We start from the raw sequence: 1050 nt of genomic DNA, 5'->3' as shown, positions 1-1050 counted from the left end.
TCTAGAGCACGTCCTGTGATCGATGAATCGATTGTGAAGTGACGGCTGCGTTTTGTGCTGATTCAACGTCCACCTCGATGGAGGTTGACGATGGGAAAAGCATTGAGCGTGGATCTTCGGTCGCGGGTCTTGAAGGCTTCGGACGAGGGCATGTCGGCGCGGCAAGCGGCGGCGCGGTTCGGCGTGGGAGTGTCCAGCGCGATCCGCTGGATTGCGCGGGCGAAGATCGGCGAACTGGCGCCCCGCCCGCAGGGCCGCCGCCGTGCCTCCAGCCTCGATGCGCATGAAGCCTTCGTCGTCGGGCTGATCGAGGAGCGCAAGGACATCACGCTGAACGAGATGGTGGAGCGGCTCGTCGCCGAGCAGTCGGTGCGCATCAGCCGCAGCGCCTTGAGCGCCTGGCTTCGCCGCCACGGCTGGACATTCAAAAAAAGTCCGCGCACGCACTGGAGCAGGATCGCCCCGACATCCTGAAGCGGCGCCGCGACTGGTTCGACGGCCAGCTCGACCTCGATCCGGCGAAGCTCGTGTTCATCGATGAGACCGGCCTCTCCACAAAGATGGCCCGCCTGCGTGGAAGAGCGCCGCGCGGCGAGCGCTGCCGGGCCGGCGTGCCGCATGGCCACTGGAAGACCACAACCTTCACCGGAGCGCTGCGGCTGACGGGCATGACTGCGCCCTTCGTCTACGACGGCGCCATGAACGGCAACGTGTTCCTGGCCTATGTCGAGCAGGTGCTGGTCCCGACATTGTCGGAGGGCGACGTAGTTGTCATGGACAACCTGCCCGCCCACAAGGCCGCCGGCGTGCGCGACGCGATTGAGGCCGCAGGCGCGAGCCTGCTCTACCTGCCGCCTTACAGTCCCGACTTCAACCCGATTGAGAACGCCTTCGCCAAACTCAAGGCGCTGCTGCGAGCAAAGGCCGAGAGAACCATCAAGGCGTTGTGGGACACGGTCGGCGCGGTCGTCGACCTCTTCACCACAGCCGAATGTGCCAACTACTTCAAAGCCGCAGGATATGAACCGGATTAAACAGGACGCGCTCTAG

The 1050-nt window shown here is 64.4% G+C and carries 1 protein-coding gene; it reads left to right on the top strand.

Features of this window, described 5'->3' with window-relative positions; genetic code table 11:
• Nucleotides 1-90: 90 nt before the first annotated feature.
• Nucleotides 91-1034 (top strand): IS630 family transposase gene (locus NMG46_RS29525; protein WP_164784121.1). Its coding sequence is split into 2 segments (ribosomal slippage): nt 91-427 and nt 427-1034, totalling 945 coding nucleotides; the frame shifts between segments, so codons are not numbered across the junction.
• The last annotated feature ends 16 nt before the right edge of the window (nt 1035-1050 follow it).

This window comes from Mesorhizobium sp. LMG 17147, from assembly GCF_024297145.1.
In the GTDB taxonomy this organism is placed as follows: domain Bacteria; phylum Pseudomonadota; class Alphaproteobacteria; order Rhizobiales; family Rhizobiaceae; genus Mesorhizobium.
Note: the sequence above shows the minus strand (reverse complement) of the source record. Positions and strands in the feature narration are given on the sequence as shown.